The organism is Streptomyces sp. NPDC044704, assembly GCF_056433525.1.
This window is the reverse complement of record NZ_JBWKGY010000024.1, coordinates 1-14,729: the sequence shown is the minus strand read 5'-3', so window position 1 is coordinate 14,729 and position 14,729 is coordinate 1. Positions and strand designations below refer to the sequence as shown.

Below are 14,729 nucleotides of genomic sequence, written 5' to 3'. Positions count from 1 at the left end.
CGGGAATGCCGAATCCTCCGGGAAATCCGGATCCGGACCTGCTGGAAAGGCTCGAAGCGGCGGAGGAGACGATCCGCCGGCAGCAGGGCGAGCTCGGGCAGTTCCTCCTGGAGAAGCACGAGCCGATCGCGGTGGTCGGCATCGGAATGCGTTTTCCCGGCGGGAACGATTCCCCTTCGGCTCTGGATTCCTTCCTGCGGGACGGCCGTTCCGGAATCGGGCCGCTGCCGCGCGACCGTTGGGTTCCGGAGGTGGCCGGGGGTGACATCACGGCGGTCGCCGGTGGTTTTCTCGACCGTATCGACGAATTCGATGCCCAGTTCTTCAACATTCCGCCGAAGCAGGCCCCTTTCATCGATCCGCAGCAACGGCTGCTGCTGGAGACGGTGTGGCAGGCCCTGGAGGACGCCAACATCGATCCGGCCGGCCTGCGGCACGGCGACGGCGGCGTCTACGTGGGGGCTTCGCCGCTGGACTTCGCGCTGGAGCTGGAAGGGCTCTCCGACGAGCAGCTCGACGGGAGCCTGACGACCGGGCTCGGCGGGTATTCGATGTCCGGCCGGCTCTCGTACTTCCTCGGCCTGCGCGGTCCGAGCCTGACGACGGACACGGCGTGCGCGGCCTCGCTGACCGCGCTGCACCTGGCGGTCGAGGGGCTGCGGCGCCGCGAGTGCGGCATCGCGCTGTGCGCGGCGGTGAACGCGCTGCACAATCCGCGCTCGTTCGTGATCCTCTCGCATGGCCAGATGCTCGCTCCCGACGGGCACTGCAAGACCTTCGACGAGAGCGCGGACGGTTACGCGCGCGCCGAGGGCTGCGGGGCGCTGGTGCTGAAGCGGCTGTCGGACGCGCTGGCGGACGGTGACACGGTGCTGGCGCTCGTACGGGGCACGGCGATCGGGCAGGACGGCGAGAGCGCGGGCCTCAGCGCGCCCAACGGCACGGCGCAGGAGGCCGTGATGCGGGCCGCGCTGGCCAACGCGCGGCTGGAGCCGGGCGACATCCAGTACGTGGAGGCGCACGGGACGGGGACGCCGCTGGGCGACCCGATCGAGCTCGGTTCGGTCAACGGGGTGTTCGGTGCCTCGCACGACGCGGAGAACCCGCTGACGATCGGCTCCCTGAAGGCCAACATCGGGCACATGGAGCCCGCGGCCGGGCTGGGTGCGGTGATCAAGGTGATCACGCAGATGCGGGCGGGGGCCTTCTTCCCGCACGTGTGGCGGAACCTGTCCGGGCGGATCCCCTGGGAGACGTACCCGATCACGGTGGCGACGGAGCAGCGGCCGTGGGAGGCGCCGGTGCGCCGGGCCACCGTCAACGGCTTCGGCGTCGCCGGGGCCATCGCGGTGGCGGTACTGGAGGAGGCCCCGCGGACCGGGCCGGCACCGGAACGCCCGGCGCAACAGGCGCAGGAGCAGGAACGGGAGCAAGAGCAGGAGCGGGAGCGGGAGCGGGAACAGGAGCAGGCGCAGGACCGGCCGCAGGAGCGGGCACGGCCCGGGCAGGTCTTCACCCTGTCGGCGAAGTCGCGGCCGGCGCTGCGCCTACAGGCCGAGCGGTACGCGCGCTTCCTCGCCGCGCACCCCGGTACCGGCCTGGCGGACCTGTGCCGGACCCGCGCCACGGGCCGCTCGCACTTCCGGTACCGGGCGGCGGCGGCCGTCGCCGGCACGGGCGACCTGGGCGCCCACCTGGAGCGGTGGAGCGCCCCGCCGCGCGGGGAGGAGAAGCCGGACGCCTTCCGCAAGGTGGCCTTCCTGTTCACCGGCTCCGGTTCGCAGTACGTGGGCATGGGGCGGTCCCTGTACGGCCGCTTCCCCGCGTTCACCCGGTACGTGGACGAGTGCGACGCCCTCTTCGCCCCGCTGCTCGGGCGTTCCGTGGCCGCCGTGATGTTCGGCGAGGCGCCCGACGCCGAGGAGACCCTGGCCCGTACGTCCTTCACGCACGCGGCGCTGTTCACCCTGGAGTACGCGCTGGCCCGGCTGTGGCTGTCGTGGGGGGTGCGGCCCGGGGTGCTGATCGGGCACAGCGTCGGGGAGATCGTGGCGGCGACGGTGGCCGGGCTGTTCACGCTCGCCGACGGGATCACCTTCCTCGCCGCCCGGTCCGCGCTGATCGAATCGGTGTCGGCGGCGGAGCCGGGCGGCATGGCGGCGGTGTCGGCGGCGGCGGACGAGGTGCGGCCGCTGCTGAAGGTCTGGCCGGACCTGGCGGTCGCGGCGGTCAACGCGCCCGGCCAGTGCGTGATCTCGGGCGGGGAGGGGTCGCTGGCCGAGGCGGTCGAGTCGCTGCGCGAACGGACGTGGACGGTCACGCCGTTGCAGGTGACGGCCGCGTTCCACTCGCCGCTGATGGCCGGGGTGTCCGAGCCCCTGGCGGAGGTGCTGGGCCGGATCTCCTTCCACGAACCGCGGCTGCCCCTCGTGTCGAACCTGACGGGGCGGATCGCGTCGCCGGCGGAGCTGGCCACCCCCGGGTACTGGGTGCGGCACGTGACCGAGACGGTCGAGTTCGCGGCCGGGGTGCGCGCCGTCGCGGAGCGCGGCCGGCACGTGTTCCTGGAGGTCGGGCCGTCGTCGGCGCTGACCTCGCTGGCCCGGCGCTGCGTCCCGCAGGAGCAGCACCGCTGGCTGAGCTGCCTGCGTGCCAAGGACACCACCGGCGCCTCGCTGGACGCCGCGCTGGCGGGTGCCTACACGGCCGGGCTGAACATCGCCTGGGGCGAGGTGTACGCGGGCGGCCCCGGGCGGCGGATCCCGCTGCCGGGGTACGCCTTCGACCGGCGCCGCTACCGGCTCCCCGCCCGCCCGGCGGCGCGCGGGACCGCCGACACCCATCCACTGCTGGGCCGTGAGGTCCAACGGGACGGCGGGCAGCGGGAGTTCACGGCGCGCATCAGTGCGGGACGGCCCGCGTACCTGGCGGACCACACGATCGGCGGGCAGGCGTTCCTGCCCGCGGCCGGATACCTGGAGCTGCTGCTCGCGGTACAGGACGAGGTCCACGGCGACACCGGGCGGGCGGTGGAGGACGTGCGCTTCCACGAGGCGCTGTTCCTGACCGACCGGCCGACGCTGCTGCTGACCCGGGTGCGGCCCGGGCCGGGCGGGCGGCTGGCCGTGGAGGTGTCGAGCCGGCCGGCCGACGAGGCCGGGGGCGCCGAACGGCTGCACGCGACGGCGTGGATCGCGGCGGCGGCGGAGCGGGCGGGCAGCGGACTCGCGGGCCCGGGCCGGGAGCTGCTGGGCCTGCTCGGGGCGATGGAGGACGAGGAGCCGGCGCGGGTACTGGACGGCGAGGAGGTACGGGCCGCGTACGGGCGGGCCGGGCTCACGTACGGGCCGCAGTTCAGCCGGACCCGCCGGGTGGCGGCGTACGGCCCGGACTTCGCGGTGGCGGAGCTGTCGGGGGCGGACGTCTCCCGGGCGGAGCACCTGCCGCCGCCGGTGCTGGACGGGGCGACGCACGCGCTGGCCGCGCTCACCGACGACGGGAACCGGTACGTGGCCACGAGCGTGGCCCGGCTGCGGGCCTTCAAGAAGCCGCGCGGGGAGGTGCTGCGGTCCGCCGCGCGGGTGCGGCGCGCCGCGGATCCCGTCGTCGGCGCGGGCGGTGACCCGGCGTTCACCCTGGACGTGCTGCTGCTGGACGGCGGGCCCACGGGCGGCCGGCCGGTGATGGAGCTGTCCGGGATGGGCTTCACCCGGCTTCCGGACCGCCCGGCCCCGGCGGCGGACACCGCCCGGGAGGCGGAGCTCGCGGCGGCCGCGGCGCCCCTCGACCCGGCGGTCCTGGCGCAGGCCCCGCCGGAGGAACGGCACGGCGTGCTGGTCGCGCTGGTCCGGGGCACGGTCGCCGCGCTGCTCGCGATCGACGACCCGGAGTACGTGGACACCCGGGCGGGCTTCCTGGAGCTGGGCGTGGACTCGCTGACGGCGATCGTGCTGAAGAGCCGGCTGGAGGCGCGGCTGCGCGTCCCGCTGCTCTCGTCGACGGTGTTCGACCACCCGTCGGTGGAGGAACTCGCCGCCCACCTGGGCCGGACCCTCGCCCCGGAACCGGCCGCGCACCCGGCCCCCTGAGCCGGCCGGCCCGGCCCACCCACCCACCCACCACACGACCACACGGACGACACGACGGGGGATCCCCATGGACGACGAAGACAACCACCGTACGGAGGACCGGACGCTGGCCGCCCGCGCGGCGCTGCACGCCCGGACCCGGCCCGATCACCCGGCGGTGATCTGCGAGGGCCGCACGCTCACCTACGGCGAGCTGCACCGCGAGAGCAACCGGACCGCGCACGCGCTGCTGGCCGCGGGCCCCGCCGCCGGGATGCGGGTGGGCTACCTGGGCCGGGAGTCGGAGCACTACTACGACCTGGCGCTGGGCTGCGCGAAGAGCGGTGCGGTGCTGGTGCCGGTCAACTCGCGGCTGACGCCCGGCGAGGTCGAGCACGTGCTGCGCGATTCGCAGGCCGGGCTGCTCTTCGTGGAGCGGGAGTTCCGGCCGGTCGTGGACAAGCTGCTGCCGCTGCTGCCCGAGCTGCGGCAGGTCGTGGAGATGGACTCCGACCGGCACGTGGCGGGCGGGTTCCTGGAGTGGAAGGCGGGGCGGCCGGACAGCGAGCCGTCGGCGGCGGGCGCGGCCGGGTTCGACGACGCGGTGGCGCAGCTGTACACGAGCGGGACGACGGGCCTGCCGAAGGGCGTGGTGCTGGCGCAGCGGACGTTCTTCACCTTCATCGCCGACACGCGGGCGCAGGGGGTGGACTGGATCGACTGGCGGCCCGAGGACCGGGGGCTGAGCTGCTTCCCCGGCCTGCACACCTCCGGCTTCGGCTGGTTCATGCACGCGTTCAACGCCGGTGCCACGACGGTGATCATGCGTCAGTTCATCGCGGACGAGGCGACCCGGCTGATCGGGGCGCACCGGATCACGACGCTGTGGGCGGCGCCCGCGATGCTACGGATGATGCTGACCGAGCGGGGTACGACGCGGGAGACGTTCCGGTCGCTGCGCAAGGTGGTGTACAGCGGGTCGCCGATCGACCGCGAGCTCCTGCTGACCTGCATCGACGTACTGGGCTGCGAGCTGGCGCAGGGGTATTCGTCGGCGGAGGCGGGCAGTTTCGTGACCTGTCTGGCGCCGGCGGACCACACCCCGGACAGCCGGGTGCTGGGTTCGGCGGGGCGGGCGTGTCCCGGCAACGAGGTGCGGATCCTGGACGAGGACGGCAACGAGCTGCCGCCGGGCGGGGTCGGACGGGTCGTCGTCAAGAGCCCGGCGCGTTTCCTCGGGTACTGGCGGCTGCCGGAGGTGACGGCACGGTCCCTGTCGGGCGAGTGGCTGTCCATGGGGGACATGGGTCACCTCGACGCGGACGGCTACCTGTTCCTGGTGGACCGGGTCAACGACACGATCATCGTCGCGGGTCAGAACATCTATCCGACCGAGGTCGAGAACGCGCTGCGGGAGCATCCGGCCGTCGAGGAGGTCTCCGTGTACGGGGTTCCGCACCCGGAGTGGGGCGAGGCGGTGCGGGCCGCGGTGGTGCTGCGTCCGGGCGCCGCGGCCACGCCGCGGGACTTCCTGAGGTTCCTCAACGGCAGGATCGCCGGGTTCAAGATCCCCACGGGCTACGACCTGGTCGGGGCGCTGCCGCGCAACCCCACCGGGAAGGTGCTGCGGCGGGTGCTGCGGGAGCGGTTCACCGCCCCGCGGGCCGATGCCGCCGCGCCCGCGGTGTAACCGGCGTGGACGGGACCGTCGTACGGCCGGCCGCGCCCGCGGGTCCGCTGCCCGAGGTGCAGGGCGCGGCGCGGTGGCTGCATCCGGCCGACGCCGAACCGGACGGCGAGGTAAGGCTGTTCCTGCTGCACCACAGCGGGGGCGGGGCCTCGATGTACCGGGAGTGGGCGGGGCTGCTGCCGTCGGTGGCGTGCCGGGCGGTGCAGCTGCCCGGGCGGCAGGAGCGGCGCCGGGAGGCCCCGTACACGCGGCTCGGTCCGCTGGCGGAGGCTCTGGCCCGGGTGGTGTCCGACGAGCCGGACGAGCGCCCGTACGCGGTGTTCGGCCACTCGATGGGGGCGCTGCTGGGGTACCGGCTGACGGTGGAGCTGGAGCGGCGGGGCCTGCCGGCGCCGGTGCTGCTCGCGGTGTCGGGCTGGGCTCCGGCCGGGTTCTCGGCGCCGGCCGGGCTGTCGGCCGATCCGCTGGAGGCGCTGCGGCTGCTGGGCGGGCTGCCGGCGGCGGTCGAGGGCGATCCGGCGCAGCTGGCGGCGGCGGTCCGGGCGATGGGCGCGGACGCCGCGGTGTGCGCGGACCGGCCGGAGGACGGGGCGGCCGTGGGCTGCCCCGTCGTCGCGTACTGCGGGCGGGAGGATCCCCTCCTCGCGCCCGGGGCCATGCGGTCGTGGGCGGGCCGGACTCCGGAGTACCTGGGGTGCCGGACCTTTCCGGGGGACCACTTCTACCTGCGGACCCACGCCCGCGCCATCACGGCCGACCTGGCCCAGCTGCTGCCGCGGTACGCCGCGGGGCGCTGAGCGGGCGGCCCCGCACGGCGATCACGCCGACCCCATCGACCCATCGGCCCGTCGCCCCGTCGACCCGTCGACCCAGGAGGTTTCCCCATGCTGCCCCGACCGAACGAACTCCTCGCGCGCTACGTCGCGTTGTGGAACGAGACCGATCCGGCGCGCCGGCGCGAGAGGGTGGAGGCCCTGTACGCGCCGGACGCCGTGTACGTGTTCTACCGCAAGGATCCGATCCGCGGTCACGCGGCGATCCTCGACCAGCTGGCGTACACGCACCAGGTGTACGGGCCGATGGGCTACGAGTTCCGGTCCTCGAACAACGCGACCGGCCACCACGACGTCGTCCGGTTCAACTGGGTGATGGTCTCGGCGGCCACGGGCGAGATGGAGATGTCGGGCCAGGACATCGTCGTGCTCGCCGAGGACGGGCGAATTCAGGCCGACTACCAGTTCCACGACCGCATGCCCTCGTCGTTCGTCTACGACGACGGCTACGAGGAGCACGGCGTGGCGGTACGGGCGGCCCGGCCGCGGCGGACCGGTGTCGCGGGCCCCTGACCGGGGGCGGACGCGCACGCACCCCGGCCCCGCGGCATCGACGTGCCGCGGGGCCGGTCGCGTACCGGATGGTGCGTCAGTGCGCGGCGGCCGTCACGGTGTCCGGGCAGTACTGCCGCAGGAGGAGCTCGGTGGTGGCGACGGCCATGCGGGCCGGGCCGGCCGCGCCGAGGACCTCGCCGTTGGCGAGGAGGCCCCCGACGATGAGCATCAGCGTGTCGGCCAGGGCGTCCGGGTCCTCGGCCCCGGCCTGGGCGCCGCGGTCGCGGAGCCAGTTGCGCAGGCCCGTGAGGTGCAGTTTCGCCTCCTGGCGACCCGGGTGCCGCGGGTCGCGGAACTCGCTGGAGGTGTTGTAGTAGATGCAGCCGTGGAAGTCCGGTTCCTGGACGCTGGTGTGGAAGAACTCCATCAGGGCCAGGATCTGGCGGGCAGGGTCGCCGGTGTGGGGCGCCGTGACCTCCTCGGCCCGCTCCCACCACTGGGCGTCGCTCTCGCGGAGCCAGGCGGCGATGAGTTCGTCCTTGCTGGCGAACTCGCGGTAGAGCAGGCTCTTGCCGACTCCGGTCGCGTCGATCACCTGCTGCATGCCGACGGCCCGGACCCCCTGTTCACCGAAGAGTTTGGCCGAAGCCTCCAGAATCCGCCGCCGCGTGCCTGGTGCCGGTGTGCGCGCCATGTCTGAACTCCTTCCCCTCTCCCCCGCGGATCCCAGCATACGTTTGACACAGGGGTTTGTGAGCGCTAGAAATGGACCGATCAGTCCGGGACTGATCGGTCCGTCATTCTTCCTGTTGCGCTCACCGCTTCCGACGACACTCCGATCGGAGTCTGATCATGACCGAGGCATCCCCCACCTCTCCTCCTGTCGCACGGGCGTTACCGCCCGCTCCCGCGGTCAAGAGCCTTCCGCTCCTGCTCCTGGTCGTGTGCGCGGTGCAGTTCCTCGACGCGATGGACATCGCGAGCATGGGACCGGCCCTCCCCCTGGTCCAGGCGGACCTGGGGATGTCCACCTCCGCGCTCCAGTGGGTCGTATCGGCCTACGCGCTCGGCTTCGGCGGCTTCCTGCTGCTGGGCGGCCGGCTGGCCGACCTCTACAACCGCAAGAAGCTGCTGATCGGCTGGCTGGTGGTCTTCGTGGTCGCCAGCATCCTGGGCGGCATCGCCGACGACGGCGTGGTCCTCGTCGTCGCCCGGCTCCTCAAGGGCATCAGCGCCGGCATCACCGCGCCGGCCGCCATGGCCATCCTGCTCGACGCCTTCCGTGACGAGCAGTCACGCAACAAGGCCCTCGGCACCTTCCTCGCGGTCGCCTCGGCCGGTTACTCCCTCGGCCTGATCCTCGGCGGCCTGATGGCGGGCGTCTCCTGGCGGCTCGTCCTCTTCGCCCCCGCCGTCGCGGGCGTGCTGGTCGCCCTGCTCGCCGCTTCGGTCGTCCCCTCTCAGCAGGACGCGGGCAAGCGCGGCAGCATCGACATCCTCGGCGCCGTCACCGTGACGGCCGGAGCCGTGGCCCTCGTGTACGGACTCAGCCGGGCCGCCAGCGACGGCTGGGGCGATGCGCAGACGATCGGCTCGCTCCTCGCCGCCGCCGTGCTCTTCCCGCTGTTCGCCGTCGTCGAGAGCCGGCACCCGGCCCCGCTGGTCCCGCTGTCCGTCTTCCGCAAGGGCCAGCTGACCCGCGCACTGGTCGCCATGCTCTTCTTCGGCGCCTACGTCTCCTTCCAGTTCGTCCTGACCCTCTACTACCAGGAGCAGCTGGGCTGGAGCCCGCTCCAGGCCGGACTCGCCTTCCTCCTCGGCGGCGTCCTGACCGCCGGCACCGCCCGCTACGGCGCCGCGCTGGTCACCAAGTACGGCGCCTGGCCCGTCGCGACCGGCGGCCTGGTCCTGCTGAGCATCGGCTACCTCGGCTGGGTCCTGCTGCTCGGTCAGGTCGACCCGCTGGTCACCCTGTTCGCCCAGCAGCTGCTCGGCGGCCTCGGCTTCGCCGCGGTCTACCCGGCGCTGAACATCGCCGCCGTCGGCACCGCCGCCCCGGACGAGCAGGGTCTGGTGTCCGGCCTCTTCAACGCCGGCGCGCAGATCGGCAACGGCGTGGTCATCGCGATCACCGCCACCGCCTTCTCCCTCTCCGCCGGCGGGATCGCCCCCTACCGGGCCGGCCTGTGGACCGTCACGGCCATCACCCTCGCCGTGACCGCCGTGGCCCTCGCGGGCGCCGCCCGCTACCGCAAGTCCGCCACCGCCTGACCGGACCCGGGGGCGCCGCCGCGGCCGCGCCCCCGCCCCCCGAACGCCGTGCAACACGTCAGGCGCACCCATTGGATCCCCCGCATCCGGCGCCGGACGTGTTGCACGGCATTGTCGTGTTTGCCCCCGGGTACGACGCCCCCGCGTCGGCCGGGGGCTTCATTGACATGCTCCTACCTGACCAAGTACGGTCGGGACCGATCGGTCCACTAGGAATTCAGTCTCGTTCCGGACGTATATGACTCGCCCGGCGCCCGTGCACACGACACCGTTCTCTTTCCATCTCGCGGGGAGATGTTTGTGTTGCTGTTCTCAGTCCTAGGTTCCATAGAGATAATGAAGCACCGCGGCGCCGTACGGCTCGGCGGCGCCATGCAGCAGACCCTTCTCGCGGCCCTGCTGGCCGCCGGCGGATCGCTCGTCACGGTCGACGCCCTCATCCTCGAACTGTGGGGCACCACTCCCCCCGCCAAGGTCGAGAACGCCCTCCAGGCGCAGGTCAGCAGGGTCCGCAGGACGCTTTCGGCCGTCGAGCCCGACCGCGAGGGATCCCGGGTGGTGACCAGCACCTCGGGCTACATGTTCCTCTTCGACCGGTGGGAACTCGACGCCTACTTATTCCTCGACACCGTGGACGCCATCCACGCGCGGACCGGAAACGACAGCCTCTCCGAACACCGGCAGAACATCGCCGACCTCCGCGAAGGGCTTTCGCGCTGGCGGGGGCCCGTATTCGGCGGACTCGCGGGCGGCCCGATCTGCCGGACGGCTTCCGCGAGATATCTGGAGGCGAGAAATTCGGCACTGATTCTGCTCTACGATCTAGAACTCCGCACCGGCGGACACGAGCGGATTCTCCCGGAGCTCACGGAGCTCTACTCCCGCAACCCGAACCACGAGCAGTTCTGCATGCTCCTCATGCGGGCCCTGTACCGCTCGGGCCGGCAGCTCGACGCCCTGACGGTGTACCGGCAGTGCCGGCACAACATGATCGAGTCCCAGGGCATCGAACCCTCCCCCGTCCTGAGCCAGTACGAGCGGGCGATCCTCACCCACGACCCGATGCTGCTCCAGGACGAGCCCTACTGGCCCGTGCCCGCCCTCGCCGCGAGCTAGGACGACGGCCATGGCCGACGCTGACGCCGACGCCGGTGTGCTGCTCCTGATCGCGCACGGCAGCCGCGATCCGCGGCACGCGGCGACCGTACGGGCCCTCACCCGCCGGGTCCGGTCGATGCGGCCCGGACTGCGCGTGAGCACGGCCTTCCTGGACTTCGATCCGCCCTCCGTACCGGGGGAGCTGGACCGGATGGCCCACTTCGGCGCCCGGCGGGTGGTGGCGCAGCCCCTGCTCCTGACCCGCGCCTTCCACGCGAGGACCGACCTGCCCGACGCGCTGCGCGGAGCCCCGGCGTCCCTCTCCGTACGGCAGGCCGGGGTGCTCGGACCGCACTCCCTGCTGACCGCCGCGCTGGAACGCCGGCTCACCGAGGCGGGCCTGGACCCCGGCGACCGCGCCGCGACCTCCGTCGTGCTCGCCTGCGCCGGCACCACCGACCCGCAGGCCGTCGCCCTGCTCGCCGGGACCGCCCGGCAGTGGCGGCGCACCGGCTGGTACGACGTACGCCCCGCCTTCGCCTCCGGCGGCGCCTTCCCCCGTACCGGGGAGGCCGTACGGGCCCTGCGCGCCGACGGCGCCCGGCGGGTGGCGGTGGCCCCCTACGTCCTTGCCCCGGGCAGGCTCCCGGACCGGATCGCGGACGGCGCCGCCGAGGGCGGCGCGGACCTCCTGGGCGCCGTCCTGGGCGCCGCGCCCGAACTCGCCCGGCTCGTACTGCGCCGGTACGACGCCGCCGTACGCGCCCCGGCCCTGACGGGCTGACACCGACGGGTCATCTCCGCCCGGGCGAAGGGGACCCGGTGCTCCTTCCGGCGCCCTTGCGGCGCGGGCGGCCGGAGCCGGCGGCGGCCGGCGCGGCGAGCAGCCCGCGGCGGCGGAGCATCCGGCGCTCCACCGGGCAGAACACCAGCAGGTCGACGGCGATGCCGACCAGCAGGATCAGCCCGATGGCGAGGAAGATCCGCGCCATGTCCGAGGTCTCGCGCCCCGACTCCAGCAACTGGCCGAGGCCGAGGCCCAGGTCGGGGGAGCTGGCGATGATCTCGGCGGCCATCAGGGAACGCCACGAGAAGGCCCAGCCCTGCTTCAGCCCGGCCAGGTAGCCGGGGAACGCGGCGGGCATCACGATGTGCCGGGCGCCGCGCAGCCCGGTCGCACCGAGGGAACGGCCGGCCCGCAGGTACAGCGGCGGGACCTGGTCGATGCCGGAGACGAGGCCGTTGGCGATGGAGGGGGTGGCGCCGAGCAGGATGACGGCGTACATCATCGAGTTGTTCAGGCCGAGCCACAGCACCGCCGGGGGCACCCAGGCCACCGACGGCAGCGACTGGAGCCCCGACAGGACGGGGCCGATCGCGGCGCGCACGGTCTTCACCCGGGAGACGAGCAGTCCCAGCGGCGTGCCGATGGCCAGGGCCAGCAGGAAGCCGGACAGGCCGCGCCAGATGCTGGTCCACACGACGTCCAGGAGGGTGCCGCGCAGCCACAGGTCGGACAGGCTGTCCCACACCGCGGCGGGTGGCGGCAGCATGTAGTCGTCGGTGACCTGGGCGAGGGTGAGGGCCTGCCACACCGTCAGGACCAGGACGACGGCGAGCAGCGGCGGCAGCGCCTTGGCCGCGAGGACCCGCCGCAGCGGGGTGCGCATGTCCTGGTGGGTGTCGAGCGCGTCCAGCCCGGCCAGTTCGTTCGCACCGGGCCGGGGCCCGAGGTCAGTGGCGGCCATGGCGGCGGATCTCCCCACGCAGGTGTTCGGTGATCTCCAGGGACAGGTCGGCGACGTCGGTGTCCTCGGTGCGGCGCGGCTGCGGGATGTCCACGGTCCATTCCTTCGCGACGCGTCCGGGCCGGGAGGAGAGGAGGACCACGCGCTGGGCGAGGCGGACCGCTTCGCGGACGTTGTGGGTGACGAAGAGGACGGAGAGGTTCGTCTCGGCCCAGATGCGGGTGAGTTCGCCGTGGAGCACGTCGCGGGTGATGGCGTCGAGGGCGGCGAACGGCTCGTCCATCAGGAGCAGTCGGCTGTCCTGGGCGAGGGCGCGGGCGAGGGCGACGCGCTGGCGCATGCCGCCGGAGAGTTCGTGGACGCGCTTGCCGTACGAGCCGCCGAGCCGCACCAGTTCCAGCAGCCGCTCTGCCTCGGGCCCCCGGTCGGCCTTGGCGACCCCGCGCAGACGCAGGGCGAGTTCGATGTTCTTGCCCGCGGTCAGCCACGGGAAGAGGGCGTGCTCCTGGAACATCAGCGCGGGACGGCCCTCGGTAGCGATGGTCCCGCCGGTCGGCTCTTCCAGTCCCGCGACCAGGTTGAGCAGGGTGGACTTCCCGCACCCGGAGGCCCCGAGGAGGGTGACGAACTCGCCGGGGCCGACGTCGAGGGTGATGTCGTCCAGGACCGTCTGGGGGCCGGCGCGGCCGGGGAAGGACTTCGAGACGTGTTCGATGCGGACGGCGCTGCGGACCGCCGTGGTGTTCTCCGCGTTGACCAGAGCGGTCGCCATCGCCGGTCACCTCCCTTGGTCGTCGGTGCCCGCGCCCGGGGTGACGGCGGGCTTGTGCAGGGAACCGAGGACCTTGTTCAGCGGCCCGAGGTCGTAGATGCCGGTCAGGTCGGGCTCCTCCAGCAGGCCGGCCGCGACCGCGTGACCGGCCTGGGCCCGCAGGGTCGCGGCGAGGGGGTCGTCGGTGACGAGGATGCCGGGCCAGGCCCGGTCGATGACCCCGGCCTCCAGCTCCTTGCCGCTCAGGGACTTCAGGGCGGCGTTGGCGGAGGCCTTGGCCCGGTCCGGGTCTGCGTTGATCCATTCGTTGGTCTTCACCGTGCCGCGCAGCACCGCCTCGACGACGTCCGGATGCGCCTTCAGGAACTTCTGCGACACGATCACGTTCGTGATCACGAAGGTGCCGCCGGGCCACAGGTCCCGCTCGTCGAGGAGCACCCTGGCGCCTTCGGCGACCAGTTTGGAGGCCGTCGGTTCCGGTACCCAGGCTCCGTCGACCGAGCCGGACCGGTAGGCGTCCGGGGTGATCGTGTTGTCCGTGCGGACGACGGACACGTCCCCCTTGCCGCTGGTCGCGTCGACCTTCCAGCCGCGTGCGGAGATCCAGTGGAGGAAGGCGACGTCCTGGGTGTTGCCGAGCTGCGGGGTGGCGATCCGGCGGCCCTTGACGTCGTCGGGCGTTTTGATCCTCGCCGGGTTCACGACGAGTTTGACGCCGCCCGATGCGGACCCGGAGATGATGCGCAGGTTCTCGCCCTTGGACTTGGCGTAGCCGTTGACCGCGGGTGAGGGCCCGATGAAGCCGATGTCGACGGAGCCCGCGTTGAGGGCCTCGATCTCGGCCGGTCCCGCGTTGAAGGTGACGGTCTTCAGGGTGGTGCCGCCCAGTTCCTTCTGGATCAGGCCTTCGCGCACGCCGACCAGGGCGGTCGCGTGGGTGAGGTTGGGGAAGTAGCCGAGCCGTACGGAGTCCGCCGAGAGCTCCTCGCCGACGGCGGCCACCGGAGCCTGCGGGCCGGGCGCCGACTCGGCGGCCTTGGAGCCGTAGCCGCAGGCGGTCGCGGCGCAGGCGAGGAGGAGCAGACAGAGCGGGGCGGCGGTACGGCGAGGACGGCGAGGACGGCGCGGTGAGGGCATCGTCAGGGGGTCCGTTCGTTCTCGGTGAAGGCATCGCCCGCCATGCCCGCGGTCAGGGTGGTTCCGTCGGCGGGGTCGATCAGCAGGAAGGACCCGGTGCGGCGGGAGTCGGCGTAGGCGTCGAGCGCGAGGGGCTCGGCGGTGCGGACGACGACGCGGCCGATGTCGTTGGCGACGAGCCGGCCGGGGTTCAGGTGCTGGGACAGGTCGTCGAGGGTCAGCCGGGAGGGGATCTCCTTGACGATCGCCTTCACCGTGCGCGTCGTGTGCTTGACGAGGACGCGCTGGCCGGGGGTGAGGGGCCGGTCGGCGACGTGACAGACCGTCGCGGTGATCTCCCGGGTGGATTCGGGAGGGCTCGTGGAGGGGGCGATGAGGTCGCCGCGGGAGACGTCGATGTCGTCCTTGAGCCGGAGCGTGACCGACTGGGGGGCCCGGGCGATGTCGACGCTCTCGCCGAGGGCGTCGATGCCCTCGATGACGGAGGTGCGGCCCGAGGGCAGGACGGTGACGGCTTCGCCGGCGCGCAGGACGCCGGAGGCGATCTGGCCGGCGTAGCCGCGGTAGTCCGGGTGCTCGGCGGACTGGGGGCGGATCACGTACTGGACGGGGAAGCGG

General features: G+C 73.2%; 12 protein-coding genes. 7 read left to right on the top strand and 5 right to left on the bottom strand.

The features are described 5' to 3' along the window. Positions 1-5 precede the first annotated feature (5 nt). The 4 genes from AC07B0_RS35445 (at position 6) to AC07B0_RS35430 (ending at position 7,103) form a co-directional block, all read left to right on the top strand. Positions 6-4,088 carry a type I polyketide synthase gene (locus AC07B0_RS35445; protein WP_478900019.1) on the top strand — a complete coding sequence of 1,361 codons (4,083 nt, stop codon included), beginning with the start codon at positions 6-8 and terminating at the stop codon, positions 4,086-4,088. Between the two features lie 67 nt (positions 4,089-4,155). After that, positions 4,156-5,757 (top strand): long-chain-fatty-acid--CoA ligase, encoded by a 1,602-nt coding sequence (locus AC07B0_RS35440; RefSeq protein ID WP_356883068.1) that lies wholly within the window; start codon positions 4,156-4,158, stop codon positions 5,755-5,757. A 5-nt stretch (positions 5,758-5,762) separates the two neighbouring features. After that, positions 5,763-6,554, top strand: coding sequence for a thioesterase II family protein (locus AC07B0_RS35435; protein WP_469382532.1), 792 nt, complete (start codon positions 5,763-5,765; stop codon positions 6,552-6,554). An 87-nt stretch (positions 6,555-6,641) separates the two neighbouring features. Then, positions 6,642-7,103, top strand: coding sequence for a nuclear transport factor 2 family protein (locus AC07B0_RS35430; RefSeq protein ID WP_356883072.1), 462 nt, complete (start codon positions 6,642-6,644; stop codon positions 7,101-7,103). Between the two features lie 76 nt (positions 7,104-7,179). Here AC07B0_RS35430 and AC07B0_RS35425 read toward each other — a convergent pair whose 3' ends face one another. Beyond that, entirely contained in the window at positions 7,180-7,779 is a 600-nt protein-coding gene (locus tag AC07B0_RS35425; protein ID WP_356883074.1) for a TetR/AcrR family transcriptional regulator, read from the bottom strand. Between the two features lie 158 nt (positions 7,780-7,937). Here AC07B0_RS35425 and AC07B0_RS35420 point away from each other — a divergent pair, with 158 nt between their 5' ends. The 3 genes from AC07B0_RS35420 (at position 7,938) to AC07B0_RS35410 (ending at position 11,238) form a co-directional block, all read left to right on the top strand. Continuing rightward, a complete protein-coding gene (locus AC07B0_RS35420; RefSeq protein ID WP_478900017.1) occupies positions 7,938-9,356 on the top strand; it encodes an MFS transporter in 1,419 nt (472 codons plus the stop codon). Positions 9,357-9,692: 336 nt separating this feature from the next. Further along, the gene (locus AC07B0_RS35415) at positions 9,693-10,472 is read left to right on the top strand and encodes an AfsR/SARP family transcriptional regulator (RefSeq protein ID WP_356883078.1); all 780 of its coding nucleotides are present in this window, start codon (positions 9,693-9,695) and stop codon (positions 10,470-10,472) included. Between the two features lie 10 nt (positions 10,473-10,482). Next, positions 10,483-11,238: a sirohydrochlorin chelatase gene (locus AC07B0_RS35410; RefSeq protein WP_478900015.1), complete on the top strand. Its 756-nt coding sequence runs from the start codon at positions 10,483-10,485 to the stop codon at positions 11,236-11,238. A 10-nt stretch (positions 11,239-11,248) separates the two neighbouring features. Here AC07B0_RS35410 and AC07B0_RS35405 read toward each other — a convergent pair whose 3' ends face one another. From AC07B0_RS35405 to AC07B0_RS35390, 4 genes are all read right to left on the bottom strand, one after another. Continuing rightward, entirely contained in the window at positions 11,249-12,202 is a 954-nt protein-coding gene (locus AC07B0_RS35405) for an ABC transporter permease (RefSeq protein WP_478865468.1), read from the bottom strand. Then, positions 12,189-12,974 carry an ABC transporter ATP-binding protein gene (locus tag AC07B0_RS35400; RefSeq protein ID WP_478900013.1) on the bottom strand — a complete coding sequence of 262 codons (786 nt, stop codon included), beginning with the start codon at positions 12,972-12,974 and terminating at the stop codon, positions 12,189-12,191. Before AC07B0_RS35400 ends, AC07B0_RS35405 begins: the two co-directional genes overlap by 14 nt. Positions 12,975-12,980: 6 nt before the next feature. Next, positions 12,981-14,111, bottom strand: a complete 1,131-nt coding sequence (locus tag AC07B0_RS35395; RefSeq protein ID WP_478900012.1) for an aliphatic sulfonate ABC transporter substrate-binding protein — start codon at positions 14,109-14,111, stop codon at positions 12,981-12,983. Positions 14,112-14,113: 2 nt separating this feature from the next. Beyond that, a partial coding sequence (locus AC07B0_RS35390; protein ID WP_478900011.1) for an elongation factor 1-alpha C-terminal domain-related protein occupies positions 14,114-14,729 on the bottom strand: 616 nt, incomplete at its 5' end.